At 64.8% G+C, this 26013-nt stretch carries 24 protein-coding genes; 13 read left to right on the plus strand and 11 right to left on the minus strand.

Going from position 1 to position 26013, the window contains the following annotated elements; genetic code table 11:
- Positions 1–341: 341 nt before the first annotated feature.
- Together glpD and E8F11_RS05315 are read right to left on the minus strand one after the other, a co-directional pair.
- On the minus strand, positions 342–1871 hold the full coding sequence (gene glpD / locus E8F11_RS05310; RefSeq protein ID WP_280287749.1) for a glycerol-3-phosphate dehydrogenase: 1530 nt from the start codon (positions 1869–1871) through the stop codon (positions 342–344).
- Positions 1872–1997: 126 nt separating this feature from the next.
- Positions 1998–2756: a DeoR family transcriptional regulator gene (locus E8F11_RS05315; RefSeq protein WP_280287750.1), complete on the minus strand. Its 759-nt coding sequence runs from the start codon at positions 2754–2756 to the stop codon at positions 1998–2000.
- A gap of 101 nt (positions 2757–2857) precedes the next feature.
- On the opposite strand from E8F11_RS05315, the gene ybaK reads away from it, so the two are divergent.
- From ybaK to E8F11_RS05330, 3 genes are all read left to right on the plus strand, one after another.
- A complete protein-coding gene (gene ybaK, locus E8F11_RS05320; protein ID WP_280287751.1) occupies positions 2858–3328 on the plus strand; it encodes a Cys-tRNA(Pro) deacylase in 471 nt (156 codons plus the stop codon).
- A gap of 30 nt (positions 3329–3358) precedes the next feature.
- Entirely contained in the window at positions 3359–4846 is a 1488-nt protein-coding gene (glpK, locus tag E8F11_RS05325) for a glycerol kinase GlpK (protein ID WP_280287752.1), read from the plus strand.
- A gap of 204 nt (positions 4847–5050) precedes the next feature.
- A complete protein-coding gene (locus E8F11_RS05330; RefSeq protein ID WP_280287753.1) occupies positions 5051–5833 on the plus strand; it encodes a PhzF family phenazine biosynthesis protein in 783 nt (260 codons plus the stop codon).
- Between the two features lie 360 nt (positions 5834–6193).
- Here the strand turns inward: E8F11_RS05330 and E8F11_RS05335 are convergent, their stop codons facing one another.
- Complete coding sequence (locus tag E8F11_RS05335) at positions 6194–7303, minus strand: ABC transporter ATP-binding protein (RefSeq protein WP_280287754.1); 1110 nt, start codon at positions 7301–7303, stop codon at positions 6194–6196.
- Positions 7300–8217: an ornithine carbamoyltransferase gene (gene argF, locus E8F11_RS05340; protein ID WP_280287755.1), complete on the minus strand. Its 918-nt coding sequence runs from the start codon at positions 8215–8217 to the stop codon at positions 7300–7302. Before argF ends, E8F11_RS05335 begins: the two co-directional genes overlap by 4 nt.
- A 423-nt stretch (positions 8218–8640) precedes the next feature.
- Between argF and E8F11_RS05345 the strand changes: the two genes are divergently transcribed.
- The 4 genes from E8F11_RS05345 to grxD all read left to right on the plus strand — a co-directional run bounded on the left by E8F11_RS05345 (position 8641) and on the right by grxD (position 13414).
- Complete coding sequence (locus E8F11_RS05345; RefSeq protein WP_280287757.1) at positions 8641–10110, plus strand: sensor domain-containing diguanylate cyclase; 1470 nt, start codon at positions 8641–8643, stop codon at positions 10108–10110.
- A 201-nt stretch (positions 10111–10311) separates the two neighbouring features.
- Positions 10312–10749: a hypothetical protein gene (locus tag E8F11_RS05350; RefSeq protein ID WP_280287758.1), complete on the plus strand. Its 438-nt coding sequence runs from the start codon at positions 10312–10314 to the stop codon at positions 10747–10749.
- 136 nt (positions 10750–10885) lie between these two features.
- A complete protein-coding gene (locus E8F11_RS05355; protein ID WP_280287759.1) occupies positions 10886–12994 on the plus strand; it encodes a molybdopterin-dependent oxidoreductase in 2109 nt (702 codons plus the stop codon).
- Between the two features lie 93 nt (positions 12995–13087).
- Entirely contained in the window at positions 13088–13414 is a 327-nt protein-coding gene (grxD, locus tag E8F11_RS05360; RefSeq protein ID WP_280287760.1) for a Grx4 family monothiol glutaredoxin, read from the plus strand.
- A gap of 176 nt (positions 13415–13590) precedes the next feature.
- Here grxD and bfr read toward each other — a convergent pair whose 3' ends face one another.
- Together bfr and E8F11_RS05370 are read right to left on the minus strand one after the other, a co-directional pair.
- Positions 13591–14061 (minus strand): bacterioferritin, encoded by a 471-nt coding sequence (bfr, locus tag E8F11_RS05365; protein ID WP_280287761.1) that lies wholly within the window; start codon positions 14059–14061, stop codon positions 13591–13593.
- A gap of 204 nt (positions 14062–14265) precedes the next feature.
- Complete coding sequence (locus tag E8F11_RS05370; protein ID WP_280287762.1) at positions 14266–14484, minus strand: bacterioferritin-associated ferredoxin; 219 nt, start codon at positions 14482–14484, stop codon at positions 14266–14268.
- 285 nt (positions 14485–14769) lie between these two features.
- Here E8F11_RS05370 and E8F11_RS05375 point away from each other — a divergent pair, with 285 nt between their 5' ends.
- Entirely contained in the window at positions 14770–15372 is a 603-nt protein-coding gene (locus tag E8F11_RS05375) for a peroxiredoxin C (RefSeq protein ID WP_280287763.1), read from the plus strand.
- Positions 15373–15502: 130 nt separating this feature from the next.
- Here E8F11_RS05375 and rnt read toward each other — a convergent pair whose 3' ends face one another.
- Both rnt and pyrC read right to left on the minus strand, forming a co-directional pair.
- Positions 15503–16177: a ribonuclease T gene (gene rnt, locus E8F11_RS05380; RefSeq protein ID WP_280287764.1), complete on the minus strand. Its 675-nt coding sequence runs from the start codon at positions 16175–16177 to the stop codon at positions 15503–15505.
- Positions 16174–17220, minus strand: a complete 1047-nt coding sequence (gene pyrC, locus E8F11_RS05385) for a dihydroorotase (RefSeq protein WP_280287765.1) — start codon at positions 17218–17220, stop codon at positions 16174–16176. Before pyrC ends, rnt begins: the two co-directional genes overlap by 4 nt.
- Positions 17221–17386: 166 nt before the next feature.
- Between pyrC and E8F11_RS05390 the strand changes: the two genes are divergently transcribed.
- The 5 genes from E8F11_RS05390 to modC all read left to right on the plus strand — a co-directional run bounded on the left by E8F11_RS05390 (position 17387) and on the right by modC (position 22085).
- Positions 17387–18358 carry an OmpA family protein gene (locus tag E8F11_RS05390; protein WP_280287766.1) on the plus strand — a complete coding sequence of 324 codons (972 nt, stop codon included), beginning with the start codon at positions 17387–17389 and terminating at the stop codon, positions 18356–18358.
- 130 nt (positions 18359–18488) lie between these two features.
- Complete coding sequence (locus E8F11_RS05395; protein ID WP_280287767.1) at positions 18489–19706, plus strand: argininosuccinate synthase; 1218 nt, start codon at positions 18489–18491, stop codon at positions 19704–19706.
- Between the two features lie 91 nt (positions 19707–19797).
- Entirely contained in the window at positions 19798–20190 is a 393-nt protein-coding gene (gene gloA, locus E8F11_RS05400) for a lactoylglutathione lyase (RefSeq protein WP_280287768.1), read from the plus strand.
- A gap of 119 nt (positions 20191–20309) precedes the next feature.
- A complete protein-coding gene (gene modB / locus E8F11_RS05405; RefSeq protein WP_280287769.1) occupies positions 20310–20996 on the plus strand; it encodes a molybdate ABC transporter permease subunit in 687 nt (228 codons plus the stop codon).
- Positions 20997–20999: 3 nt separating this feature from the next.
- Positions 21000–22085, plus strand: a complete 1086-nt coding sequence (gene modC, locus E8F11_RS05410) for a molybdenum ABC transporter ATP-binding protein (RefSeq protein ID WP_280287770.1) — start codon at positions 21000–21002, stop codon at positions 22083–22085.
- A gap of 120 nt (positions 22086–22205) precedes the next feature.
- On the opposite strand, the gene E8F11_RS05415 is transcribed toward modC, so the two are convergent.
- From E8F11_RS05415 to E8F11_RS05425, 3 genes are read right to left on the minus strand one after another with little or no spacing between them, the layout of a single operon-like run.
- On the minus strand, positions 22206–23699 hold the full coding sequence (locus E8F11_RS05415; RefSeq protein ID WP_280287771.1) for a sensor domain-containing diguanylate cyclase: 1494 nt from the start codon (positions 23697–23699) through the stop codon (positions 22206–22208).
- A 55-nt stretch (positions 23700–23754) separates the two neighbouring features.
- The gene (locus E8F11_RS05420) at positions 23755–24612 is read right to left on the minus strand and encodes a DUF4824 family protein (protein ID WP_280287772.1); all 858 of its coding nucleotides are present in this window, start codon (positions 24610–24612) and stop codon (positions 23755–23757) included.
- Complete coding sequence (locus E8F11_RS05425; RefSeq protein ID WP_280287773.1) at positions 24609–25685, minus strand: DUF2157 domain-containing protein; 1077 nt, start codon at positions 25683–25685, stop codon at positions 24609–24611. The genes E8F11_RS05420 and E8F11_RS05425 overlap by 4 nt, the downstream gene beginning before the upstream one ends.
- Positions 25686–26013 lie beyond the last annotated feature (328 nt).

The following is a 26013-nucleotide window of genomic DNA, read 5'->3' on the forward strand; positions in this document are numbered from 1 at the left end:
CTTCCGCTCGGCCTGCTGACGGGGCAGAGTCGCTGCCCCACCTCTGCTGCACAGGTTCAGGCACTGAGCAGGCGTCAGGATTACCGCGTCCTGTCAGGCGCGAGTCACCCCTCGCCCTCCGGGGCGAAGAGGCNCGCTGTCGGAAGCACCGCTTCCGGTGCCGATGAGCGACTGAGCGCGCAGCGATCAGGCTGGGGCGCAGGGCGGGGGCCGGGGGAGAGGGTTGCATCAGGCAAGAGCGGAGGTCTGAAAGGTCTGTGCTAGACGCTTCTATTCGGTTCTGCAACAGCTAACGCAGACATAGCCGTTGAATTCGCCCCTACAGGGTTGAGCGTGAATGGTTACGCCGCATCCGCCCGAGGCCGGCGCGGATGCTCGTGCTTCAGGTAATGCGCCAGCCGGGCCTGCTGGCTGGCGCTCATGAACAGCCCGAGCTTGGTGCGGCGCCAGAGGATGTCTTCGGCGCTGACCGCCCATTCTTCCTGGCAGAGGTAATCCACTTCCCTGGCATAGAGGCCGGCGCCCAGGTGCTCGCCGAGGTCGTCCAGCTCGCGCACGCCGCGCAGCAGTTTCCAGCTGCGGCTGCCGTAGAGGTTGGCCCAGCGCCGGGCGATGCTGGTGGGCAGCCAGCCGAAGCTGGAGCAGAGGGCTTCCACCAGGGCGCTGCGGCTTTCCATCTGCTCGCCGCCGGGCAGGGGCGAGGTGGCGGTCCAGGGACCCTTGGCGAAGGGGAAGTAGGGAGCCAGCTGCTGCAGGGCGGTTTCGGCCAGTTTGCGGTAGGTGGTCAGCTTGCCGCCGAACACCGAGAGCAGCGGTGCATCCCCGGGGTGGGCGGCTAGGGCCAGGGTGTAGTCGCGGGTCACCGCTGACGGGTCGGCGGACTCGTCGTCGCAGAGCGGGCGCACGCCGGCGAAGCTGTGGAGGATGTCCTGCTCGCCCAGCTGGCGCTTGAAGTGGCGATTGACCACATCCAGCAGATAGCGGATTTCCTCGGGTGTGATCGCCACCTCGGCTGGGTCGCCGTGATACTCGCGGTCGGTGGTGCCGATCAGGGTGAAACGTTCCAGATAGGGAATGGCGAAGACGATACGGCGGTCCTCGTTCTGCAGGATGTAGGCCTGCTCGCCGTCATGCAGCCGCGGCACGATGATGTGGCTGCCCTGGATCAGGCGAATGCCATAGGGCGCCTGTTGCTTGAGGTCATGCTCGATGAAGCGGGCCACCCAGGGACCTGCGGCATTGACCAGGGCACGGGCGCGGATGGACAGCAGGCTGCCGTCAGCGCGCTCCAGGTGAATGTGCCAGAGCCCCTTGCTGCGCCGGGCGCTGACGCAACGGGTGCGGGTATGCACATGGGCGCCGCGCTCCCGTGCGGCCATGGCGTTGAGCACCACCAGGCGGGCGTCGTCCACCCAGCAGTCGGAGTATTCGAAGCCGCGGGTGATCTGGGCCTGCAGCGGGCTGCCGGCGCCAAAGCGCAGGCTGCGGGAGCCGGGCAGGCGCTTGCGTTTGCCGAGGTGGTCGTAGAGGAACAGGCCGGCGCGGATCATCCAGGCCGGGCGCAGGTGTGGCCGGTGCGGGAGGATGAAGCGCAGCGGCTTGACAATATGCGGCGCCTTGGCGAGCAGTACCTCGCGCTCGGCCAGGGCTTCGCGCACCAGGCGGAATTCGTGGTGCTCCAGGTAGCGCAGGCCGCCATGGATCAGTTTGCTGCTGGCCGATGAGGTGTGTTGGGCGAGGTCGTCCTTCTCGCAGAGAAATACTGACAGGCCCCGTCCAGCCGCATCGGCGGCAATGCCGACACCGTTGATTCCGCCGCCGACGACTGCGAGGTCATAGACTTCCGCGATGGGGGAGTGGTGGTGATTCATGGGCAGGCACCAAAGTCGAAATCGAACTTTCAATGTTCATTTTCGAAAATAGGCTAGTCGAGTGCGTGCGAAATGACCAGCCCATGGCGCGATTTCGCGCCGGGTGGTCAGGGGGCATTCATCGGTTCAGACCTTGTCCAGGTGGACCTTGTGCTCGGCCAGCAGGCGCGCCAGGGCAGGGGAGGGCTGGTGGTCGGTGAACAGCCGGTTGACCAGGGTGATGGAGCCCAGGCGCACCACGGCATTGCGACCAAACTTGCTGGAGTCGGCAGCGAGGAACACTTGGCGGGCGTTGTCGATGATGGCCTGGGAGACGCGCACTTCCTGGTAGTCGAAGTCCAGCAGACTGCCGTCTTCGTCGATGCCGCTGATGCCCACCAGGGCATAGTCCACCTTGAACTGCTGGATGAAATCCACCGCCGCCTGGCCGACTATGCCGCCGTCGCTGCGGACCGTGCCGCCGGCCACCAGGACTTCGAAGTCCGGCTTGTCGGCCAACTGGGCGGCCACGTGCAGGTTGTTGGTGATCACCTTCAGGCCCTTGTGGCCCATCAGCGCGCGGGCTATGGCTTCGGTGGTGGTGCCGATGTTGATGAACAGCGATGCGTGGTCAGGAATGTGCTCGGCCACGGCCTCGGCGATGCGCTGCTTTTCGTCACGGTTCTGCCCGGCGCGCATGGCGTAGGCCGTGTTCTGGATGCTCGAGGCTTCACTGGCGGCGCCGCCATGGGTGCGCCTCAGCAGGCCGTGTTCGGCCAGTTGGTTGATGTCGCGGCGGATGGTCTGCGGTGTCACGGCGAAGGCCTGGGCCAGTTCGTCGATACTGACGTAACCACGCTCGCGGGTGAGGTCGAGGATGTCTTGCTGCCGTGGGCCCAGGTTCATGCTGGCTCCTTGTTTTGCGCGGCATTATAGCGATGAGCTGCCGAACGGCGGCTTTTCCACTAAAGTACGCCGAATCTGTCGCAGGATTTTCACAATCGAACATGACCCCCGCCATCGATCTGCTGAAGAAAGCCAAGGCCGAGCACAAGGTGCACGCCTACACCCATGATCCCAAGGCGCCTTCCTACGGACTGGAAGCAGCGGAAAAGCTCAACCTGGACCCGGCGCGGGTGTTCAAGACCCTGCTCGCGGCGACCGAGAAGGGCGAGCTGCTGGTGGCCGTGGTGCCGGTGGCGGGCAGCCTGGACCTCAAGTCCCTGGCCCATGCCGCCGGCGCGAAGAAGGCCGAAATGGCAGACCCCAACCAGGCCCAGCGCGCAACCGGTTACCTGGTGGGCGGCATCAGCCCGCTGGGGCAGAAGAAGCGCCTGCGCACTTTCATCGACAGCTCCGCCAGGGCGTTCCCCAGCATTCACGTCAGTGCCGGCCGGCGCGGCCTGGAAGTGGAATTGAGCGCGGACACCCTGGCCACCCATACCCAGGGCCAGTTCGCCGACATCGGTCGTCCCTGACCCACCCGACAAGAACAAGGAAGCATCGCCATGGCCCACTACCTGCTCGCCATCGACCAGGGCACCACCAGCAGCCGCGCCATCGTCTTCAGCGCCCAGGGCCTACCGGTGGCTCGTGCCCAACAGGAGTTCAAGCAGTACTTTCCGAAGGACGGCTGGGTGGAGCATGACGGCGAGGAAATCTGGCTGACCACCCTCAAGGTCTGCCGCGAGGCCATCGAGCAGAGCGGCCTGAACCCGGCCGAGATCGCCGCCATCGGCATCACCAACCAGCGCGAGACGACCCTGGTCTGGGATGCCGTCACCGGCACGCCCATCCACCCGGCCATCGTCTGGCAGGATCGGCGCACCGCTGACTACTGTGCCGAGCTGAAGGCGGCCGGCCATGAGGCGGACGTCGCCAATCGCACCGGCCTCTTGATCGACCCCTATTTCTCCGCCACCAAACTGCGCTGGATTCTGGAAAACGTGCCCGGCGCCCGCGAGCGTGCCGAGCGCGGCGAGCTGCGCTTCGGCACAGTGGACTCTTTCCTGCTCTGGCGCCTGACCGGTGGCAAGGTACACCGCACCGACGCCACCAACGCCTCGCGGACCCTGCTGTTCAATATCCATAGCCAGCAGTGGGACGAGACGCTGCTGCGTCTGTTCGGGATTCCCGCCAGCCTGCTGCCGGAGGTGCTCGACTGCGCCGCCGAGTTCGGTACGACCGATGCCGTGTTGCTGGGCGCCAGCATCCCGGTGCGCGGCATGGCCGGTGACCAGCAGGCGGCGCTGATCGGCCAGGCCTGCTTCCAGCCGGGCATGGTGAAGAGCACTTATGGCACCGGCTGCTTCATGATCCAGAACACCGGCGACCGGCCCGTGACCTCGCGCAACCGCCTGCTGACCACCGTCGGCTATCGGCTCAACGGCAAAGTGAGCTACGCGGTGGAAGGCAGCATCTTCGTCGCCGGCGCCGCAGTGCAGTGGTTGCGCGACGGCATCAAGCTGATCAGCCATGCCCGCGACAGCGAGGCGCTGGCCGAGCAGACCGGCGACGCCTGTGGCGTCTACCTGGTGCCGGCCTTCACCGGCCTCGGCGCGCCCTACTGGGACCCGCGGGCGCGCGGCGCCATCTTCGGCCTGACCCGCGATACCGGGATCAAGGAAATCGTCACCGCCGGCCTGCAGTCGGTCTGCTACCAGACCCGCGACCTGCTGGAAGCCATGGGCCAGGACGGCGCGGCCCCGCCCAGCGCCCTGCGGGTGGACGGCGGCATGGTCGAGAACAACTGGGTGATGCAGTTCCTCGCCGATATCCTCGGTGTGCCGGTGGAACGCCCGGAAGTGACCGAAACCACGGCCCTGGGTGTGGCCTACCTCGCCGGCCTCCAGGCAGGGCTGTACCGCGACCTGGACGAAGTGGCCAGCCATTGGCATCGTCAGCAGCGCTTTATGCCGCGCATGGCCGAGGCCCACCGCAAGAAGCTTTACGACGGCTGGCTGGATGCCGTGCAACGGGTGCGCAGCGGCGGCTGAGAGAGCCGCCGCAGCGCAATTGCCCGCGGCAGCGGAAATCCACCGGCCGTACCGGCCTTGCTGGCCGTTGCGCTGCGGCGCGATGGCATCGTTCCACTAGACTGGACACGCTGTGCCACTGACAGATGCTGGTCGCTGTATCGCGCAAGGCGCGCTGGCGGCGGGCATGCTTGGTTAGCCCCGTACCCCTTCAAGGAGATTTTGATGCAGCTGGATTTCCACCAGGTCGATGCTTTCAGCCAACGTCCCTTCGGCGGTAACCCTGCGGTGGTATATCGCCTCGACGCCTGGCTCGACGACCAGCTCATGCAGCGCATTGCCGCCGAGCATAACCTTTCGGGAACCGCCTTCCTGGTGAGGGAAGGCAGCGCCTGGCATATCCGCTGGTTCACGCCCAAGGCCGAGGTGCCCCTCTGCGGCCATGCCACCCTGGCCAGCGCCCACGTACTGTTCGAGCTCTACCAGGAACCGGGCGACCGCCTGGAGTTCATCAGCAAATCTGGCGAGCTGCGGGTGACGCGCGAGGAAGAGGGGCGGCTGGCCCTGGACTTCCCGGCGCAGGTGCCGCAGGAGGTAGGGGTGACCCTGGAGCTGGAGCAGGCCCTGGGGGTTGCCCCAGTAGATGCGCTGGGGGCCAACTTCCTCCTGGTCGTGCTGGAGTCGGAACAGGCGGTTCGCGAATGCACACCGGACTTCAAGGCGCTGGCCAAGCTGCCCTGGTCCGGGGTGATAGTCACCGCGCCGGGAATGAAGCTCGACTTCGTCTCGCGTTTCTTCGCCCCGGTAATCGGCATCGACGAAGACCCGGTCACCGGCGCCGCCCATTGCGCGCTGATCCCCTACTGGGCGAATCGCCTAGGCAAGCGCGTGCTGCGCGCCGAGCAGTGTTCCGCCCGCAGCGGCGAACTCTGGTGCCGCCTGGATGGCGACCGGGTGAGCATCGCCGGTCACTCGGTGCTGGTGGCGAGCGGACGGTTCTGGGTCTAGCCTGCCGCTCGGCCTTGTGGGCGCGAATTCATTTGAGATTGGGAATCCACGTCCTCGGGGCGTGGTCATGAGTCACCGGTTCTGCCTGAGACCACTCAAGTTGTCTGGATGGAGCGACGGAGTGACCAGGTAGGGTGCGCCGTGCGCACCAATGGTTGAGCGAGACGCAGGGGTTGATCCCGCGCCCGGTGCGCATGGCGCACCCTACGATGGAGCAAGTGCAGGAGTTGCGCCCCGGATGCGCAGGTAGGCCCCGCCCCTTATAGGGGGCAAAAGCAAGTCCAGGTACTACAAACGTGGATGTTTACTCGCGAAACGGGCTAACGAAAAAGGGGTCGCGATAGCGTCCCCTTTTCTGTTTCAGAGCGCGCCGCTGATCCGGCGCACGCCGGATTCCTGCGGGGTGAAGTGGGCGGCGACGCTGCCCTGGGCGGGGAATACCACCAGGTGGTCGGCGGCCACACGGATACCGACTTCCTGCCCGGGTTGATGGTCGGCGTGGCTGGGGAAGATCGATTCCAGCTGGCTGCCTGTGGACAGTTGCAGGCGATAGAGGGTGGCGGCGCCGAGGAAGGTCTTGCCGATGACCGTGGCGCGCAGCTCGCTTTCCGGCGCATGGACTATGTCGTCCGGGCGCAGCAGCACGTCCACCGCCGAACCCTGGGGCCAGGTGTAGGCGCGGTTGCCGCGGATGGTGCCCAGTTCGGTGTTCACCGAATCGGCGGATGTCAGTTGGCCACGAATGAAATAGCCCTGGCCGACGAAGCTGGCGACGAAAGGAGTCAAGGGCTCGTGGTACAGGTTGTACGGCGTGTCCCACTGCTCCAGCAGGCCATTCCTGAAGACGCCGACATGGTCACTGACGGCGAAGGCTTCTTCCTGGTCATGGGTGACCAGAATGGCGCTGGTACCGCGCGCCTTGAGGATTTCGCGGACTTCCTGGCTCAGGCGTCGGCGTAGTTCGCCGTCGAGGTTGGAAAAGGGTTCGTCGAGCAGCAGCAGGCGCGGTTCCGGCGCCAGCGCGCGGGCCAGGGAGACCCGCTGCTGCTGGCCGCCGGACAGCTCGTGGGGATAGCGCTTGGCCAGGTGGCCCAGCTTGACCAGTTCGAGCAGTTCGCCGACCTGGTGATCGCAGTTGGGGTCCTTGCGGATACCGAAGGCGACATTGTCGGCCACCGTCAGGTGCGGGAACAGCGCGTAGTCCTGGAACACCATGCCGATCCGCCGCTTCTCCGGCGCCAGGGTATAGCCGGCACTGGAGATGACTTCGTCGGCCAGTTGGATCTCGCCCTCCAGCACCGGTTCGAAGCCGGCGATGGCGCGCAGGGTAGTGGTCTTGCCACAGCCCGAGGGGCCGAGCAGGCAGCCGATGTCTCCGGCATTGAGATGGAGGTTCAGGCCCCGCACAACCTGTTGCTCGTGATAACCGCAGCTAAGGTTGCGCAGGCTTAGGATCAGTTCGCGATTCATGCGTGATGGGTGTGCTCGACCAGCATTTCGAGCAGGGCCTTCTGGGCGTGGAGGCGGTTCTCCGCTTGGTCCCAGGCTACCGAGCGCGGATCGTCGAGCAGGTCGACGCTGATCTCTTCCCCACGGTGGGCCGGCAGGCAGTGCATGAAGATCACGTCCTCCGCGGCCAGGTCGAGGAGCGCCTTGTTGACCTGGTAGGGGGCGAACAGCGCCAGGCGCCTGGCGGTTTCCTCTTCCTGGCCCATGGAGGTCCAGACGTCGGTGCTGACCAGGTGGGCGCCGGCTACCGCTTCACGCGGGTCGCGCACCACCTTGACGCGATCGCCGGCCTTGGCGAGGAATTCGACATTGGGCTCGTAACCCGCGGGGCAGGCGACCCGCAGCTGGAAGTCGAACTGGATGGCCGCTTCTATATAGGTGTTGCACATGTTGTTGCCGTCACCGATCCAGGCCACGGTCTTGCCCTGGATGCTGCCGCGATGCTCGAGGAAGGTCTGCATGTCGGCCAGCAGCTGGCAGGGGTGGAGATCGTCGGACAGGCCGTTGATCACCGGCACCCGCGAGTGGGCGGCGAATTCGGTGAGCTTGCTGTGGGCGAAAGTGCGGATCATCACCGCATCGAGCATGCGTGACATGACGATGGCGCAGTCGCTGATCGGCTCGCCACGGCCGAGCTGGGTGTCGCGCGGCGACAGGAAGATCGCCTGGCCGCCGAGCTGGATCATGCCGGCCTCGAAGGAAAGGCGGGTACGGGTGGACGCCTTCTCGAAGATCATCCCAAGCACACGGCTTTTCAAGGGCTCGTAACCCACGCCTCGGTTGCGCAGATCCTTCAGCTCGGTGCCTCGACGGATCAGGCTGTTCAGCTCCTGGGGAGTACAGTCCATCAGGGAGAGAAAATGCCTAGCGCTCATGGTTACTACCTTTCTTCTTTTGCCACTGGCCGCGTGTCCGGCCGGGTCTTGCGGGAACAAAGCAGGCGGGACGGGCGGTTGAAGCCGCACGTGGCGACAATTTAGGGGGAAGGCGCGATCTTATAAGGAAATGTCGCGGTTTTCCAATATGTGCCGGAAGCCGCGTCGTTCGCGGCTATGCGCCTGACGGGCCGGCGTTGGCCGGGGTATCCCGGCACCTTCCGGCGGGCCGCTCTAGTTTGCCTGTCCGGACGGGACAGACGTTGTACAACGGCGCTGGATGGCTTGGCAATCGGGCGCAGGTCCAGATTGTTTCGGCCAATTGCTTTGTCTAAGGTGTGCCGAAGCAGGGCTGTGAGGAACATGAGGATGGGAGGGACCAGGCCGGAACGGGTTCCGAGATTCCCGGGAGCGCGACGTTCCTTGTGGCTTGCGTATGCCCTGATCCTGCTGGCTGGGCTCGGTGCCATCCTGGTCAACCTGCTTCAGGTCCTGGACTCCAAGGAGCTCTACCTGCGGGAAGCGGACAAGGCCAACGCCAACCTGGCCTATTCCATTGCCCAGCATGCCCAGGAGTCCCTCAAGGAGGCTGATATCGTCCTCAGCGGCCTGGTGGCCCTGCTGGAGCGGGGAGAAAACAGTCCCGCAGCGATCAACGAGCTGCTGCAGACCTACAAGCAGCGCGCCTCGCAGCTGGCCGGCGTGTTCGTCTACGACGCCGCGGGACGCTGGCGTTTCCATACCAACCCACCGCCGACCCCCGATGCCAACAACGCGGATCGCGACTATTTCCAGTTTCACCGGCAATCGGTCAGCCGCGACACCGAGGTGGGCAACCCGATCCGTAGCCGTTCCACCGGGGAGTGGGTCCTGCCGGTCTCGCGCCGCTTCAACGACAGGGAAGGCCGCTTTGCCGGCGTGGTGCTGGCTACCATTCGCATCGATCACTTCACCCAGTTCTACAAGCAATTCGATATCGGCCGCGACGGCTCCATCCTGATCGCGATGAACAATGGAACCATCATCTACCGACGTCCGGACCAGGCGGGCGGGGCGGGCGCCAATATGGCCGGGAGCTACCTGTTCCAATCCGACCTCAAGCGCTCGCCGGTGGGCCTGGGGGCGAGCGTTTCGGTGCTGGATGAAGTGGATCGGGTCTATGCCTATCGCGCCCTCGATCACTTTCCGCTGGTGGTGGCGGTGTCCCTGTCGCGCCAGGAAGTGCTGGCCGAATGGGGGCGCAAGGCGGCGATGGTGGGGGGCCTGGTGGCCATGCTGGTGTTGGCGCTGATCCTGGCCGGTGGAGGCCTGGTAGCGCGGATGCGCCAGCGTATGGTCGTGGCCCAGTCCATCGCCCGCGAGAACCGCGAGCTGTCCCGCCTGGCCAACCGCGACAGCCTCACTGGCATTTCCAACCGGCGGCAGTTCGACCAGTCCCTGCAGCTCGAATTCCGTCGCGCCGCTTCAGCAGGAACGCCCCTGGCGCTGGTGATGATCGATGTCGACTTCTTCAAGTCCTATAACGACCGATATGGCCACCAGGCTGGAGACGCTTGCCTCAAGGCGGTGGGCGACGTGCTGCGTCGCTTCAAGGTACGCGCCGGCGACACCGTGGCGCGCTACGGCGGCGAGGAGTTCGCCGTGCTGCTGCCGCACACCGATCAGGCCGGCGCGCGGCTGGTAGCCGAGCGGATTCGCCAGACGCTGTGCGAACAAGGCCTCGCTCATGCCGACAGCCCGGTGGGCGTAGTGACCGTGAGCGTCGGGGTGCACAGCCTGATCCCTCAGGGCGCTGATAATCCCGAGCGATTGATGGAGCTGGCCGATGCCGCGCTCTACCGGGCCAAGAGCGGCGGCCGCAACCGGGTATGCCTGGCCGAGCCAACCCCTTGAGGTCTGACTGAAGACTACGGAGCTGGATTCCGGTCTTCTGGGGAAGTTTCCCATGGACTTTTCGGATTTCATGAACTGATGCGCTGCAATTTCCATTGCTAGGGTGGCGCGTCCCGGAATCTCCCACGATTCAGGGGGCGGCATCCGCGTCAGGAGATTCTGCGGAGCCGTTCAGAGACCTACATTTCCATGGAGAAATCGATGAAGAAGTTCCTCGTCCCGGCCGCCCTGACTGCAGCCCTCGCCGTTCTTTCCGGCTGCAGCAGCTACAACGTCAGCCAGCCGGCCACGCCGCTCAATGGGAGCGTCAAGACCGGCCTGAAGGCTGACATTGCAGTGGGTGAGCAGATCAGCGGGCAGTCCGAAGTGAACATCCTGTTCAGCTTCCTGCGATTCGGCGGCGACTCCCAGTTCGCTGATGGTGTGTCCTATGGCGGTGATTCCGGCGGCGTCCTGCCCTTCGGCCCCGATCCGATCTCCGCCGTGAAATCCGCCGCGGCATACAAGGCCGTGAAGTCCTCCGGTGCCGACCTGATCGTCGCCCCGCGCTATGAGTTGAGCGTCCAGGATTATTTCGTCTTCAAGAAGGTCAGCGCCAAGGTGACCGGCAACAAGGGCACCATCAAGTCCATCCGTTAAAGCCTGAGGCGAATCGGCAGGCCTGATGCCTGCCGATTCATGACGCTGACCCTGCTGGCCGAGCAGATGATCTGGCTCCATAGTCTCGTATTCGCGACCCGACCGGTCGTCTCGAACAAGAACATGAGGCCAGGCAATGACCAAGTCCGTCCATCACCGTGCATGCCATCTCTGCGAGGCCATCTGCGGTCTGACCATCGAGACCGAAGACCAGGAAGACGGCAGCCGCCGCATCCTCTCCATCAAGGGCGACGCCCAGGACAGCTTCAGTCGCGGCCACATCTGCCCCAAGGCCGTGGCCCTGCAGGACATCCAGAACGACCCCGACCGGATTCGCCAACCCATGCGCCGCGCCGGCAGCGAATGGCTGCCCATCGAGTGGGACGAAGCCTTCGCCCTGGTCGCCGAGCGCCTGGCCGAGATCCAGGCGCGGCACGGCAACAACGCGGTCGCCGTTTACCAGGGCAATCCGAGCGTCCACAACTACGGGCTGATGACCCACAGCAACTACTTCCTCGGCCTGCTCAAGACCCGCGGCCGCTTCTCCGCCACCTCGGTGGACCAGTTGCCCCATCACCTGATCAGCCAGCAGATGTACGGCCATGGCCTGCTGATCCCCATTCCCGACATCGACCACACCCAATTCATGCTGATTCTCGGCGGCAACCCGCTGGCCTCCAACGGCAGCATCATGACGGTACCGGATGTGGAAAAACGCCTGAAGGTGCTGCAGGCACGGGGCGGCAGGTTGGTGGTGGTGGACCCGCGCCGCAGCGAAACCGCGGCCATGGCCGACCAGCATCTGTTCGTGCGTCCCGGGCAGGATGCGGCACTGCTGTTCGGCCTGCTCAATACCCTGTTCGAGGAAGGGCTGGGGAGTGTCAGCCACCTCCAGGTCGAAGGGTTGGAGCAGGTGCGCGATGCCATCGCCCGTTTCAGCGCCGAGGCCATGAGCCCGCGTTGCGGCATTCCGGCGGAGCAGATTCGCCAGTTGGCGCGGGACTTCGCCGCAGCCGAGAGCGCGGTCTGCTACGGCCGGATGGGGGTTTCCACCCAGGCTTTCGGCAGCCTCTGCCAATGGCTGATCCAGCTGATCAACCTGGTCACCGGCAACCTCGACCGGGTCGGTGGCGTGCTCTGCACCGAGCCCGCGGTGGACCTGGTGGCTGCCACGTCGGGCGGACATTTCAACCGCTGGCAGAGCCGGGTATCCAGGCTGCCCGAGTATGGCGGCGAACTGCCGGTGGCCGCCCTGGCCGAAGAAATGCTGACACCCGGGGAAGGGCAGGTGCGGGCGCTGGTGACGGTGGCCGGCAACCCGGTTCTGTCCACGCCCAATGGCCGTCAGTTGGAGCAGGCGCTGGACGGCCTGGAGTTCATGCTCAGCATCGACCTCTATATCAACGAGACGACCCGCTACGCCGACCTGATCCTGCCACCCACCGCTCCGCTGGAGCACGAGCACTACGACACCACCTTCAACCTCTTCGCCGTACGCAACGTCACCCGCTTCAACGAGGCGGTGCTGGCCAAGCCGGCCGGCGCGCTGCATGACTGGGAGATCTTCGTGGGCCTGGCCAAGGCCTTTGCGGCACGCACCGGTATCGAACTGAAACCCACCCTGGCCCCGGAACAGATGATCGACCTGGGCCTGCGCGCCGGCGCCTATGGCGACCGCTCGGAGCACAAGCTCTCGGTCGCGCGCCTGCGCGAGCATCCCCATGGCCTTGACCTCGGGCCGCTCAAGCCCAACCTGGCCGGCCGTCTCAAGACGTCCAGCGGCAGGGTGGAGGCCGCGCCGGCCATCCTCCTCGCCGACCTCGAGCGCTTCGCCGCGCAGGCGGTGCCGAAGGAGGGCGAGCTGGTGCTGATCGGGCGGCGCCATGTGCGCAGCAACAATTCCTGGATGCACAACTACCATCGGCTGGTTAAGGGCAAGCCGCGCCATCAGTTGCTGATGCACCCCAGCGACCTGGAGACGCGCGGGCTGGTGGACGGGCAGCGGGTGAGGGTTCGCTCGCGAGTGGGGGTGATCGAGGTGGAAGTCGGCGCCAGTGAAGACATGATGCCGGGCGTGGTCAGCCTGCCCCACGGCTGGGGTCATGCACGCCCCGGTGTGCGCATGGGCATCGCCAGCGAACAGCCCGGTGCCAGCGCCAATGACCTGACCGATGAGCGCCAGCTCGACGCGGTTTCCGGCAACGCTGCGCTCAATGGCGTTCCCGTGGAAGTGGTGGCCGCTTGAAGGTAAGGGAAGACCGAGCGTATCGCTCGGCTTTCCGCTACAATGCCGCCATCCCGCCGACTCGCCAGTCGGAAAGTTCAGCCGAGGTGCGCAATGGATATCATCGAAACCATCAAAGAGCAGATCGCCAACAACACTGTCCTGCTGTACATGAAAGGCTCGCCGAACGCTCCGCAGTGCGGCTTCTCGGCCCGCGCCTCGCAGGTGCTGATGGCCTGCGGCGAGAAATTCGCCTACGTCGACATCCTGCAGAACCCGGAAATCCGCGCCAACCTGCCGAAGTACGCCAACTGGCCGACCTTCCCGCAGCTCTGGGTAGCTGGCGAACTGGTTGGCGGCAGCGACATCATGACCGAGATGTTCGAAAAGGGTGAGCTGCAGACCCTGGTCAAGGATGCCGTGAGCAAGGCCAGCGCCTGATCGATCCTTGAATGAAAGAGCCCCGCCAAGTGCGGGGCTTTTTTATGGCGTCTGGTTTTTCATATATATCGGTAGTGCTATTTGATAATTGGAACTGGTCTTAATTGACAAGTTGTAATTTCCTACAGCCATAAATGAAAAGCCCCGCATTTGCGGGGCTTTTAGTTTGAGACGGTTTATTCGTCCATCTGCGATTGCAGGTAGTTTTCCAGGCCGACTTTGTCGATCAGGCCCAGCTGGGTTTCCAGCCAGTCGATGTGCTCTTCCTCGGATTCGAGGATCTCTTCCAGCAGTTCCCGGCTGCCGTAGTCGCCGACGCTCTCGCAGTAGGCGATGGCGGCCTTCAGGTCCGGTACGGCCTGCTGTTCCAGCTTGAGGTCGCTGGCCAGCATTTCCTTGGTGTTCTCGCCGATCATCAGCTTGCCAAGGTCCTGCAGGTTGGGGAGGCCTTCGAGGAAGAGGATGCGCTTGATCAGCGTGTCCGCATGCTTCATCTCATCGATGGACTCGTGGTATTCGTGCTCGCCCAGCTTCTTCAGGCCCCAGTCTTCATACATGCGGGCGTGCAGGAAGTACTGGTTGATCGCAACAAGTTCGTTGCCGAGGATCTTGTTGAGATGCTGAATGACTTTCTTGTCGCCTTTCATATGGAGTCCTGCCATGTGAAGAGTGGATGATTAACGAATTTTGATCCTCACAAGTTGTTGTGTCAAATCTAAGTTATTGAATTGCAAGTAAATTTTAATATAAATAAGAATGTTTAACTTCTACATTTGAAGCCTAAACATCTGAAAAATAGGCACAAAAAAACCGGACACTGAGGTCCGGTTCTTTTTTGTCGTGCGGGGCGGTCAGGCCACGGCATATGCCGCCGGGTAGGCGAGGGCAGCCTGGCTGCTCTGTACCTCGGCCAGGGTCTCCTTGACGACCTGTTTGGCCAGGCAGGCGCACTTGCCGCACTGGGTACCCACTTCGAGGGTGTTGCGTACTTCGCGATAGCTGCAGCAACCTTCATAGATGGCTTCGCGAATTTGACCGTCAGTGACACCTAGACAGAGACAGACGTACATGGCGACTCAAAGCTCGGGGCAGTGATTGGATGGAGGGGATACTAATAGTAATGAGAATGATTGTCAAAGGTATGGTTGAAACGCCCGGACTAGAGGCCTTCCCGCGGTGTCCGATGGCCATTCTCCGAGGCTGACCTGCGAGTCGAAAGCGAAGTGCGCAGTCGTTGGGCCGAGTGTATGATGGTCGGCCCTTGCGGAAGCGGGCGTCATGGCGCCGCCACAATGGCCGGCCATGCTGTGACCCTGGACTCCAACTGATTTACCCATGACAACAGGAGACATGGAATGAGCGTACTCGTAGGCAAGCAGGCTCCGGACTTCACCGTCGCTGCCGTTCTGGGCAATGGCGAGATCGTTGACAGCTTCACCCTGTCCTCGGCCATCGAAGGCAAATACGGCCTGGTGTTCTTCTACCCCCTCGACTTCACCTTCGTGTGCCCGTCCGAGCTGATCGCCCTGGACCACCGCATTCCGGAATTCAAGGCTCGCGGCGTGGAAGTGATCGGCGTGTCGATCGACTCCCACTTCACCCACAACGCCTGGCGTAACACCCCGGTGGACAAGGGCGGCATCGGCCCGGTCAAGTACACCCTGGCCGCCGACATGAAACACGAAATCGCCAAGGCCTACGACGTCGAGTCCGAAGACGGCGTGGCCTACCGTGGCGCCTTCCTGATCGACAAGAACGGCGTCGTACGTTCCCAGATCGTCAACGACCTGCCGCTGGGCCGCAACATGGACGAGCTGCTGCGTCTGGTCGACGCCCTGCAGTTCACCGAAGAGCACGGTGAAGTCTGCCCGGCCAACTGGAAGAAAGGCGACAAGGGCATGACCGCTTCGCCGGAAGGCGTTGCCAAGTACCTGGCCGAGAACGCCAACAGCCTGTAAGACTCTGTCTTGCTCGCTAAAGAAAAAGCCCGGCATCTGCCGGGCTTTTTCATGTATGGACTCTTCGTGGGAGCGAGCTTGCTCGCGAAGTTCGCCAGCAAGCTGGCTCCTACAGGAGGACGCGATCGAGTCAATCCTCGTCGTCGATCCAGCCACCCATTTCCTTCCAGCGGTTGACGATGCCGCAGAACAGCTCGGCGGTCTTTTCGGTGTCGTAGCGCGCCGAATGCGCCTCGCGGCCGTCGAACTCGATGCCGGCGGCCTGGCAGGCCTTGGCCAGCACGGTCTGGCCGTAGGCGAGGCCAGCGAGGGTCGCGGTATCGAAGCTGGAGAAGGGGTGGAAGGGGTTGCGCTTGAGGCCGGTGCGGTTGACCGCGGCATTCAGGAAGCCGAGGTCGAAACTGCTGTTGTGGCCGACCAGGATGGCGCGCTTGCAGCCATTGGCCTTGATCGACTTGCGCAGGCCGCGGAAGATTTCCGTCAGCGCGTGTTCCTCGCTCACCGCCATGCGCAGCGGGTGGTCCAGCTTGATCCCGGTGAACTCCAGCGCGGCCTGTTCGATGTTGGCGCCTTCGAACGGCTCGACCCGGAAGAAGTGGGTGTGGTCCGGATAGAGGAAACCCTGCTCGTCCATGGCGATGGTGGTCGCGGCGATCTCCAGCAGGGCGTCGGTGGCGGCGTTGAAGCCGCCGGTCTCCACGTCCACCACCACCGGCAGGTAGCCACGGAAGCGCGCCGCCATCGGGTGGCGCGGGCCGGACGGCAGGCTGCCTTCCAGTTCGTCGTCGTAGAAGTCTTCGCTCACGCTTGCTCCTCCAGCAGGCGCCAGCGCAGCTTTTCGCCGGCGCGCAGCGGTACCACGGTCTGCTCGCCCAGCGGCAGGGTGGCGGGGGCGGTCCATTCCTCGCGCACCAGGGTGATCCGGTCGGTGTTGCGCGGCAGGCCGTAGAAGTCCGGGCCGTTGCAACTGGCGAAGGCTTCCAGTTTGTCCAGCGCGTTGCGCTGCTCGAAAGCCTCGGCGTAGAGCTCGATGGCAGCAAAGGCCGTGTAGCAGCCGGCGCAACCGCAGGCGGCTTCCTTGGCGTGCTTGGCGTGGGGCGCCGAGTCGGTGCCGAGGAAGAACTTGGCGCTGCCGCCGGTGGCGGCGTCCAGCAGGGCTTCCTGGTGCGTATTGCGCTTGAGGATCGGCAGGCAATAGAAGTGCGGGCGGATGCCGCCCACCAGCATGTGGTTGCGGTTGTACAGCAGGTGATGGGCGGTGATGGTGGCAGCCACGTTGGCCGGGGCCGACTGCACGAACTGCACGGCGTCGCCGGTGGTGATGTGCTCGAAGACGACCTTCAGGGTGGGGAAGCGCTCCACCACACGGCGCAGGTGTTCGTCGATGAACACCTTCTCGCGATCGAACACGTCGATTTCGCCACGGGTCACTTCACCGTGGACCAACAGCAGCATGCCCACTTCGGCCATGGCTTCCAGGGCCGGGAAGATCTTGTCGATGCTGGTGACGCCGGAATCCGAGTTGGTGGTGGCGCCGGCCGGGTAAAGCTTGGCGGCGTGGATGAAGCCGGAAGCCTTGGCCGCGCGGATGTCCTCGGGGCTGGTGCGGTCGGTGAGGTAGAGCACCATCAGCGGCTCGAAGCGGCTGCCAGCCGGGCGCGCGGCCAGGATGCGCTGGCGGTAGGCGTCGGCCTCCTCGGCATTGCGCACCGGGGGCACCAGGTTGGGCATGATGATGGCGCGGCCAAAGGTGCGGGCGGCATCGGCAACGGTATGGGCGAGGACGGCGCCATCGCGCAGGTGGATGTGCCAGTCGTCGGGACGCAGCAGGGTCAAACGGTCGGACATGAGGGGCTTCCAGGCGGGCAGAACTGGGCGGACATGCTACCGGAAAAGCCCTCCAGGGGCACGCGGGGCTTGTGCCAGGCGCGGTTTAGGGGCAAATCGAGGCTCAAGTTTTTCCGTGCGGCACCGATACCCAGCAGGAGTGCCGTAAAACCCCGTGGAGCCCGCCGTGCGCCAGCGCTACCTCATCCTCCTGAGCTTGCTCGCCAGCCTGCCGGCCATGGCCGTGACCTTTCAGACGCGCCTGGAGAAGGTGGAATGGAAGGTGGAGGGCGACAAGTTCGAGTGCCGCCTGTCGCAACCCATCACCGATTTCGGTTCGGGGGAATTCGTGCGCCGTGCCGGCGAGCAGGCCATCTTCCGCCTGAGCGCGCGCGAACGCTGGATGGGGGCCGGCTCCGCGACCCTGCTGGCGGCGGCCGCGCCCTGGCAGCCGGGGCGCGGCGATATCAATCTGGGGGTGGTCAGCGTCGCGGGTGGCGAGGTGCCCTTCAACAGTTCCCAACAGCAGGCCGGGCGCCTGCTCGCCGGCCTTCTGGAGGGTCGCAGCCCGGTGGTGCGTCACCGCACCCTGCAAGGGGGGGATGCCCTGGAGGTGCGCCTGCTGCCGGTGAAGTTCAGGCAGGCCTACCAGGACTACCTGGCCTGCACGGCCAAGTTGCTGCCGGTGAACTTCGACCAGGTCAAACGGGCCCAGGTTGGCTTCCCGGGCGGCGGCGAGCTGGACGAGATGGCGCGGGCAAGGCTGGAGATCATCCTCGACTTCATCAAGGCCGATCCCAGCGTGAACCACATCGAGATCGACGGCCATTCCGACAACAGCGGCAACCGCCTGACCAACCGCGACCTGTCGCGCCGCCGCGCCCTGGCGGTGTTCGAATATTTCAAGGCCAGCGGCTTCCCCGAGTCGCAGATGGTCATGCGCTTCCATGGCGAGCGTTACCCGCTGGTGCCGAACAACAGTCCGGCCAACCGGGCGAAGAATCGCCGCGCTACCGTACAGCTGTCGCGGGTGGAGCTGCCCGTTGAGGCGCCGGCGGCCGCTTCCGCGCCGGCCGGGACGCCGGCGGGGACCTCGACCGCCGCTGCAGCGCCGGCCACGCCAGCCGCCAAGCCCGAAGCGGTCGAGCCAGGCTCCTGACCCCCACCGTTCGTCGCGCGGTCGACAGAATCTGTCGCCTCGTCGTCATAAGCTGTCGCGCCACTGTAATTCGGCCGCCAGGGTCAGTAGAATCACGGGTTTTTCGTACAACCCCCGTGGAGTTGATGGCATGGCGGACGTGAAGAAGGTTGTCCTGGCTTATTCCGGTGGCCTGGACACCTCGGTGATCCTCAAGTGGCTGCAAGATACCTATAACTGCGAAGTGGTGACCTTCACCGCCGACCTCGGCCAGGGCGAGGAGGTCGAGCCGGCCCGCGCCAAGGCCAAGGCCATGGGCGTCAAGGAAATCTACATCGACGACCTGCGCGAAGAGTTCGTCCGCGACTTCGTCTATCCGATGTTCCGCGCCAACACCATCTACGAAGGCGAGTACCTGCTGGGCACCTCCATCGCCCGTCCGCTGATCGCCAAGCGCCTGATCGAGATCGCCAACGAGACTGGCGCCGACGCCATCTCCCATGGTGCCACCGGCAAGGGCAACGACCAGGTGCGTTTCGAGCTGGGCGCCTACGCGCTGAAGCCGGGCGTGAAAGTCATCGCCCCTTGGCGTGAGTGGGACCTGCTGTCCCGCGAGAAGCTGATGGACTATGCCGAGAAGCACGGCATCCCGATCGAGCGCCACGGCAAGAAGAAGTCCCCGTACTCCATGGACGCCAACCTGCTGCACATCTCCTATGAGGGCGGCGTGCTGGAAGACACCTGGACCGAGCACGAAGAAGACATGTGGAAGTGGACCACTTCCCCGGAAAAAGCGCCGGATGCCCCGACCTACATCGAGCTGACCTACCGCAACGGTGACGTCGTCGCCATCGACGGCAAGGACATGACTCCGGCCCAGGTACTCACCGAGCTGAACCGCGTCGGCGGCATCAACGGCATCGGCCGCCTCGACATCGTCGAGAACCGCTATGTCGGCATGAAGTCCCGCGGCTGCTACGAGACCCCCGGCGGCACCATCATGCTCAGGGCCCACCGCGCCATCGAGTCCATCACCCTGGACCGCGAAGTTGCGCACCTGAAAGACGAGCTGATGCCCAAGTACGCCAGCCTGATCTACACCGGCTACTGGTGGAGCCCGGAGCGTCTGATGCTGCAGCAGATGATCGACGCCTCCCAGGCCAACGTGAACGGCGTTGTGCGCCTGAAGCTGTACAAGGGCAACGTCATCGTGGTCGGCCGCAAATCCGACGACTCCCTGTTCGACGCCAACATCGCCACCTTCGAGGACGATGCCGGCGCCTACAACCAGGCCGATGCCGCGGGCTTCATCAAGCTCAACGCCTTGCGCATGCGCATCGCCGCCGGCAAGGGCCGCAAGCTGTTCTGATAAGCTTGTCCGCATGAGCCAACGAACCCCGGCCACGAGCCGGGGTTCGTGTTTATAGCCCGGGACCACGGGCAACGATGAGGAAATGACAATGAGACTGCTGCATACCATGCTGCGTGTCGGCGACCTGGACAAATCCATCGCCTTCTATACCGAAGTGCTCGGCATGACCCTGCTGCGCCGCAAGGATTACGCGGACGGCCAGTTCACCCTGGCCTTCGTCGGCTACGGCGACGAAGCCCACAACAGTGTGATCGAGCTGACCTACAACTGGGGCGTGGACAGCTACGAGCTGGGCAGCGGCTACGGCCACATCGCCCTGGAGGTGCACGACGTCTACAAGGCTTGCGAGGACATCCGTGCCCGCGGCGGCAGGATCACCCGCGAGCCGGGCCCGATGAAGCACGGCACCAGCATCCTGGCTTTCGTCGAAGACCCTGACGGCTACAAGATCGAGTTGCTGTCCCCCTCCCGCAACGATTGAGGATGGCGGGGCAGGCCGAACCCACGGGGCCTGCCTCGGTTGCCTGGGAAAATCTGGCTGGCTCCCGGTGTTCGCTATATAGTTCGCCATACAGCGAAACCTGATCATTCGGCCAAGCCATGACCTTTCCCCTCGACCGTACCGACCTGGCCGCCATCTGGCTGACCCTGGAGCTGGCGACCCTCACCACTTTGCTCCTCCTGGTGATAGGTACGCCGATCGCCTGGTGGCTGGCGCGCACCTCCTCGCGACTCAAGGGCCCGGTGGCAGCGGTCGTCGCCTTGCCGCTGGTACTGCCACCCACCGTCATCGGCTTCTACTTGCTGGTGAGCATGGGGCCTCACGGTTTCATCGGCCAGTTCACCCAGGGCCTCGGCCTCGGCACCCTGCCGTTCACCTTTGCCGGCCTGGTGGTGGGGTCGGTGATCTACTCCATGCCCTTCGTGGTGCAGCCATTGCAGAACGCCTTCACCGCCATAGGCGCGCGTCCGCTGGAAGTGGCCGCCACCCTGCGTGCCGGCCCCTGGGACACCTTCTTCTCAGTGGTGCTGCCGCTGGCGCGGCCGGGCTTCGTCACTGCCTCCATCCTCGGCTTCGCCCACACGGTGGGCGAGTTCGGCGTGGTGCTGATGATCGGCGGCAACATCCCGGAGAAGACCCGCGTGGTGTCGGTGCAGATCTTCGACCACGTCGAAGCCATGGAATACGCCCAGGCCCACTGGCTGGCCGGCGGCATGCTGCTGTTCTCCTTCCTCATCCTGCTGGCGCTGAACACCAGCCGGCGCCTCAAACCCGGCTGGACCTGAGCCATGCAACAGATTCGCGCCCGTTTCCGCTTGCGCCACCCGAGCTTCACCCTGGAAGCCGACCTCGAATTGCCCGGACGCGGCGTCAGTGCCCTGTTCGGCCATTCCGGTTCCGGCAAGACCAGCCTGTTGCGCTGCATCGCCGGCCTGGAGCGGGCCGCCGAGGGCTACCTGGAAATCAATGGCGAGGTCTGGCAGGACAGCACTCGCGGCCACTTCCTGCCCACCCACAAGCGTCCGCTGGGCTATGTGTTCCAGGAAGCCAGCCTGTTCGAACATCTCTCGGTGCGGCGCAATCTCGAGTTCGGCCAGCGGCGCATCCCGGCACGGGAGCGCCGCGTGCAGTTGGAGCAGGCGATAGAGTTGCTCGGTATTGGGCACCTGCTGGAACGCATGCCGGGCGGACTGTCCGGCGGCGAACGGCAGCGCGTGGGCATCGCCCGCGCCTTGCTGGCCAGCCCGCGCCTGTTGTTGATGGACGAACCCCTGGCGGCCCTGGACCTCAAGCGCAAGGGCGAGATCCTGCCTTACCTGGAGCGCCTGCACGACGAGCTGGATATCCCGGTGCTCTACGTCAGCCATTCGCCGGACGAGGTGGCGCGCCTGGCCGACCACCTGGTGTTGCTGGACGACGGCAAGGTGCTGGCCAGCGGTCCCCTGGAGCAGACCCTGGCGCGGCTGGACCTGCCCACCGCCCAGGAGGACGAAGCGGGCGTGGTTATCGAGGGCCGGGTGCAGAGCTTCGATGCCCGCTACCAGCTATTGGCCCTGGCGTTGCCGGGGAGCTCCCTCGGCATGCGGGTGGCCCATTCGCCGGTCGCCGAGGGGCGCACCCTGCGCTTCCGGGTATTGGCGCGGGACGTCAGCCTGAGCCTGGAGAAACAGCGCGACAGCAGCATCCTCAACCTGCTGCCGGCGCGGGTGGTGGAAGAGATGCCTGCGGCCAATCCAGCCCACGTGCTGGTCCGCCTCGATGTCGACGGCACAGCCATGCTGGCGCGCATCACGCGGTTTTCCCGCGACCAGTTGGGGCTCTATCCCGGCCAGTCGCTTTGGGCGCAGATCAAGTCGGTGGCCTTGCTGGCCTGAGCCGGGTCGGTTCGTAGGATGGATATCGCTTTTCATATCCACCAATCGAGCAGGGTCTGGGACCGATGGTGGACCGATGTGGGGTCGCGGCTGGCATCCTGCGTGTCGATGAATCCGCGACTACAGCACATCGGCATTGCCCGACGGCTCCACGCACACGCAATCGCGGCCGGACTGCTTGGCGCGGTAGAGGCCGCGGTCTGCCCGGCCGATCAGGCTGTCCAGGGAGTCGTCCGGGTGCATCTCGGCCAGGCCGATGCTGGTGGTGACGTGCAGGTTCACGCCCCTGTAGGGGTAACGCCGGACAGCGACGTCATTGCGGACTTTCTCCGCCAACTGGTGGGCGGTGGAGTTGCCGGTTTCCTTGAGCAGGATGATGAACTCCTCCCCACCCCAGCGGCAGATGATGTCCGACTGGCGCAGACCATCGCGCAGGTCCTGGGCGAAGCCTTGCAGCACCTGGTCGCCGGCCTGGTGGCCATAGGTGTCGTTGAGCTGCTTGAAGTGGTCGAGGTCCAGCATCAGGGCGGCCAGCGGCCGGCGGTCGCGGCGTGCCTCCTGCAGCGCCTGCCCGGCGAGCAACTCGAAGCCGCGGCGGTTGGGCAGGCCGGTGAGGCTGTCAGTGGTGGCCAGGGCGGCGATGCTCGCCTGGTAGCGGCGCATCAGGCGGATCACCAGGACCAGTACCACGGCGGTCACCAGCAGGCAGATCAGCAAGTTCAGGTAGAGGGTGTTGCGGATACCCGAGAGCAAGCCGTTTTCGTGCTTGTCGACGAAGAGGTACCAGTCCAGCTCGGGGATATAGCGCACGTTGAGGAAATGGTCGCGGCCGCGTTCCTGGTACTCGAACTTGCCGGTCTGCGGGCGGGTCAGCTTGGCCTGCAATGCTTCCAGGCCCTTGACCTCGGCCAGCGACTGGCCGGCCCGCGCCCCCATGGGCCCGCCGTCCGCGCCGGTCAGGACAATGCGGCCGGCCCTGTCGACGAAGTAGACGCTGCGCTCGTAGCGGCGCTGGTACTCGTCTATCAGCTTGATCACCGCGTCCACTGTCAGGCCGACGCCGGTGGCACCGAGGAACTTGCCGTCGTAGTCGAACACCTTGTAGTTGATGAAGATGGTCAGTCGATCCTGGTTGGCCAGGTCGACATCGACATTGATCTCGTACGGCTCCTTCAGGTCGCGCACGCGGAAGTACCAGATGTCCCGCGGCTCGTCGCGGCGGATCTGCTTGAGCACGCCCTTGGTCTGGTAGTAGGTGAGGGTGCGGTCGGAGATGAAGAAGCTGGTGAAGGCCCCGTAGTGCTCCTGTACCTCGCGCAGGTAGCGGGTCATCTGCTCGACGTCCTTCTCGCCCTTCATCACCCAGTCGCGGACGAAGGTGTCGCGGCTCATCATGGAGGAGATCAGGATGGGCCGCACCAGGTCCTTCTGGATCTCGGAGTAGACATTGTCCGAGGTCAGCGGCAGTTCGGTGTTGACGATGCTGGCGCGAATGGACTTGAGCGATGCCTGATAGCTGACCAGCGAGGTGGCCAGGAAGCCGCAGCCAAGCAGCAGTACCAACGTGAGGACCAACAGGCGGTGGCTTTGCTTGGTGTGTTCTCGTAACGGCATCGGGAAACGCGACCTCATGGTGGTGGCGCAATGCTAGCGTGCGGCCTGGCCGGCGTCACGGACGGGTCCTTGACGCCAGGCTATCGGCGGCGCTGTTCCGCACTTTATCAACCGGGTCCGGAAACTCCGGCGCTGCGCTGATCCAGGGTTCCAGACGCCGGCCGAAACTGACCTCCATTTGAAAGCGGGGCGGTCGCTTGCCGTGGGAGTCACGCGCCAGCTCTTTGCCCAGGTTTTCGCGCCAGGCATGGGGCACATTGATCTCGGCAATGCGCAGTTGGCCGATCTGCCCGGTCAGGCGCTTGTCCTGTACCCAGGCGTGGAGGTTGCCGGGCACCAGGGCATAGCGGCTGCGATCGGGGTAGCGGGCGCGTAGGGCCTCGCGGTCCAGGCCAACATCCACGGCGAACAGACGGCTCCTGTGTCGCTCTTCCTGTTCCAGGTATTCGCGGGCGGCTCGGTCGGCATCCTGAAGCTTCTTGTCACCGGGTTCGGCGGCGAGGGCGGCACGGGCCTTTTCCCGGCGCTGGCGTTCGCGCACTTGCTCGGCCTTGCGCGCAGGGCCGTCCAGTTCCAGCACCACCAGCACTTCGCGGCTGTGTCCCCGGTAGCGGTGCTTGCCCTCAGTGTCGGGCAGCTCGAAGCCCAGGCTGAGCAGCTTGGCTTCATCCAGCATTCGCGACCGGTAGCGCTCGTCGCTATCCGCGTCGCTCGGCAGGCGCCAGTCCAGGCGCAGGGCCAGGCCGCTGTTCTCATGCTGCGACCAGTCGTAGCTGCGCTGGAGTTCGCGCCCCGACAGCAGCAGGCGGCTGTCCGCTTCGCCGCTGCGGTTGTACCAGACGCCGGCCAGGGCGATGGCATTGGTCAGCCCGATCAGCGCCAGGCCAGCGAGCAAGGCTTTGCGGGTTTTCATGCCGCCTGTCCTCCTTTCTGTGCCTGGGCCCGCCGCAGGCGGCCGAGCACCAGCAGGATAAGCACGGCGGTGAGACCGAGGACCAGGAAGAACAGGTACTTGGGCATCACCTCCCACCACCAGTCGAACAGCTTGATGTAGAGGAAGACCACGAAGAACAGCAGGCCGGTGTGCACTACCTCCGGCCAGTCGCGGCGATTGCCGAGCCAGATGGCCAGGGCCGCGCCGGCGAATCCGAGCAGTTGGTAGAAGCCTTCCACCAGGTCGCTCGGCCAGGGCAGGTAGCTGCCGGCGCTCCAGTTTGCCAGCACCAGGACGGGCACGAAGAGGCCGAGCAGGCCCATCACCCGGTAGATGGCGGCGAAGCCGCTGTAGCGCGCCTGGGAGACGAACTGCGGCACCAGGAAGATCAGCAGCCCGGCAGGCAGCAGGTGTTCCGGGCGTTCGGCGCAGTCCAGCCAGTAGAGGCCGGTCCAGCTCGCCAGCCGCGTCGCGAACAGGGCCAGGATGCAGAGCAGGCCGGCGCCCAGCAGCAAGCGCACTTCGCAGGCGTAGGCCAGCAGCAGGGCATAGGCGGCCCAAGGCAGCAGCGCGTTGTCGCTGGGGGTGATGTTGAAGATCTGCCCGAGCATCACGACGTTCAGCACGAAGCAGGCGAAGGCCAGTATCGCCGCCAGCTTGCTGAAGTAGCCGGACTGATCGCGCTGGCGCAGCAGCAAGGTCAGGAAAAGGCCGCCCAGGGAAAATCCGGCGAGGATGCCCACCTGGGCGGCTTCGGGGAACAGGCCCCAGAACTGGTAGAAGAAGAACAGCAGGCTGGCGGCCAGCGCCAGGGCGCCCAGCAGGGAGGCGATGCGCATGCCGAGGGACAGGCGGCGGGCGCGGGCATCCGGGTCGATGTCGTAGGTGCTGTGGTATCCGGCCAGCAGCTGGCGATGGTGCTCGCCGAGGCGGTCGTGCTGCTCCGGGGCGAGCAGCAGCGCGCGCTCCTCCTGGAGGCGCTGCACCTCACGGTAGAAGGCCTGGATATCATCGGCGCGATGTTGCGCCTGGTCGCGGCTGAGCGGCGGCATTGCGGGTCCTTGTGCGTGCTGTGCCGTTTGAACTCTAGCGGTTAAGGACCCGACGAGCGAGCAGGTGGGCAGATGTGTTTGTAGGGGCGATTTCAATCGCCAAGCAGGCCGAAGGCCTGCCCATGGAGTTGCCAAGGGGCAGCGGCGCCGCCCTTGGCGAATGAATTGGCTATGTCTGCGTTAAGTGTTGCTAACGAGTCTTGAGCCGAGCTGCTTATCGAGTGGGCTGCGAGTCCCGGTTTCGCCTTCCCAGGCGAGTCCCTTTTCCAATCGCCGGATGGCCGGCCCCGTGAAAACGAACCAAAAAACTTGCCCCTGCATCCGGCCC

It is taken from the genome of Pseudomonas sp. BN417 (assembly GCF_029871205.1).
In the GTDB taxonomy this organism is placed as follows: Bacteria; Pseudomonadota; Gammaproteobacteria; order Pseudomonadales; family Pseudomonadaceae; genus Metapseudomonas.

Bases quoted from the DNA above. Each gene is read 5' to 3' on its own strand.
- glpD (WP_280287749.1), bottom strand. From the start codon at position 1,871: ATGAATCACCACCACTCCCCCATCGCGGAAGTCTATGACCTCGCAGTC.
- E8F11_RS05315 (WP_280287750.1), bottom strand. From the start codon at position 2,756: ATGAACCTGGGCCCACGGCAGCAAGACATCCTCGACCTCACCCGCGAG.
- ybaK (WP_280287751.1), top strand. From the start codon at position 2,858: ATGACCCCCGCCATCGATCTGCTGAAGAAAGCCAAGGCCGAGCACAAG.
- glpK (WP_280287752.1), top strand. From the start codon at position 3,359: ATGGCCCACTACCTGCTCGCCATCGACCAGGGCACCACCAGCAGCCGC.
- E8F11_RS05330 (WP_280287753.1), top strand. From the start codon at position 5,051: ATGCAGCTGGATTTCCACCAGGTCGATGCTTTCAGCCAACGTCCCTTC.
- E8F11_RS05335 (WP_280287754.1), bottom strand. From the start codon at position 7,303: ATGAATCGCGAACTGATCCTAAGCCTGCGCAACCTTAGCTGCGGTTAT.
- argF (WP_280287755.1), bottom strand. From the start codon at position 8,217: ATGAGCGCTAGGCATTTTCTCTCCCTGATGGACTGTACTCCCCAGGAG.
- E8F11_RS05350 (WP_280287758.1), top strand. From the start codon at position 10,312: ATGAAGAAGTTCCTCGTCCCGGCCGCCCTGACTGCAGCCCTCGCCGTT.
- E8F11_RS05355 (WP_280287759.1), top strand. From the start codon at position 10,886: ATGACCAAGTCCGTCCATCACCGTGCATGCCATCTCTGCGAGGCCATC.
- grxD (WP_280287760.1), top strand. From the start codon at position 13,088: ATGGATATCATCGAAACCATCAAAGAGCAGATCGCCAACAACACTGTC.
- bfr (WP_280287761.1), bottom strand. From the start codon at position 14,061: ATGAAAGGCGACAAGAAAGTCATTCAGCATCTCAACAAGATCCTCGGC.
- E8F11_RS05370 (WP_280287762.1), bottom strand. From the start codon at position 14,484: ATGTACGTCTGTCTCTGTCTAGGTGTCACTGACGGTCAAATTCGCGAA.
- E8F11_RS05375 (WP_280287763.1), top strand. From the start codon at position 14,770: ATGAGCGTACTCGTAGGCAAGCAGGCTCCGGACTTCACCGTCGCTGCC.
- pyrC (WP_280287765.1), bottom strand. From the start codon at position 17,220: ATGTCCGACCGTTTGACCCTGCTGCGTCCCGACGACTGGCACATCCAC.
- E8F11_RS05395 (WP_280287767.1), top strand. From the start codon at position 18,489: ATGGCGGACGTGAAGAAGGTTGTCCTGGCTTATTCCGGTGGCCTGGAC.
- gloA (WP_280287768.1), top strand. From the start codon at position 19,798: ATGAGACTGCTGCATACCATGCTGCGTGTCGGCGACCTGGACAAATCC.
- modB (WP_280287769.1), top strand. From the start codon at position 20,310: ATGACCTTTCCCCTCGACCGTACCGACCTGGCCGCCATCTGGCTGACC.
- modC (WP_280287770.1), top strand. From the start codon at position 21,000: ATGCAACAGATTCGCGCCCGTTTCCGCTTGCGCCACCCGAGCTTCACC.
- E8F11_RS05415 (WP_280287771.1), bottom strand. From the start codon at position 23,699: ATGCCGTTACGAGAACACACCAAGCAAAGCCACCGCCTGTTGGTCCTC.
- E8F11_RS05420 (WP_280287772.1), bottom strand. From the start codon at position 24,612: ATGAAAACCCGCAAAGCCTTGCTCGCTGGCCTGGCGCTGATCGGGCTG.
- E8F11_RS05425 (WP_280287773.1), bottom strand. From the start codon at position 25,685: ATGCCGCCGCTCAGCCGCGACCAGGCGCAACATCGCGCCGATGATATC.